The sequence below is a fragment of the Vibrio sp. 10N.222.48.A3 genome (assembly GCF_041475345.1).
In the GTDB taxonomy this organism is placed as follows: domain Bacteria; phylum Pseudomonadota; class Gammaproteobacteria; order Enterobacterales; family Vibrionaceae; genus Vibrio; species Vibrio tasmaniensis_A.
In genome coordinates this window covers 1-370 of sequence record NZ_JBFRVX010001652.1, presented here as the reverse complement: position 1 = coordinate 370, position 370 = coordinate 1, and the positions used below count along the sequence as shown (strand labels likewise).

The following is a 370-nucleotide window of genomic DNA, read 5'->3' as shown; positions in this document are numbered from 1 at the left end:
GTCTTTATCTTCAGTAACTTGGCTTGAGCCATTACTTGTCCCGATAGCGAAAAACGAACTTGGTGAATTTGCTGTACTACTCGTGATTACTGCATGGTCGTTGGTGCCATTGATCGTAACCATAACTTGATGCGCTGTACCATCAGCTGAGTGAACAGTGACGATGTCTGTCGCAGTTGAACCTTGGCCAAGTCTTTGAACTACTGGGTTATTGTTGTTTAAGCTGTATGTCCACGCACCGTCTTTGGTTATGCTTAGCGTACCGAAATTACTAGTCACTTGTGAGGCTTGAAAGTGGTCCTCTCCAAGATCAGAGTCCGTTACCGAAAGCTGCCCTTGAACTTGTGTCGTTAAATCTTCAGTTAACGTG

Annotated in this window: 1 protein-coding gene; it reads right to left on the bottom strand. The window is 44.9% G+C overall.

Translation table 11 applies throughout. The annotated features are described in order from the left end of the window. Nucleotides 1–370: VCBS domain-containing protein (locus tag AB4653_RS28275; protein ID WP_372105943.1), on the bottom strand; the 370-nt coding region annotated here is incomplete at both ends.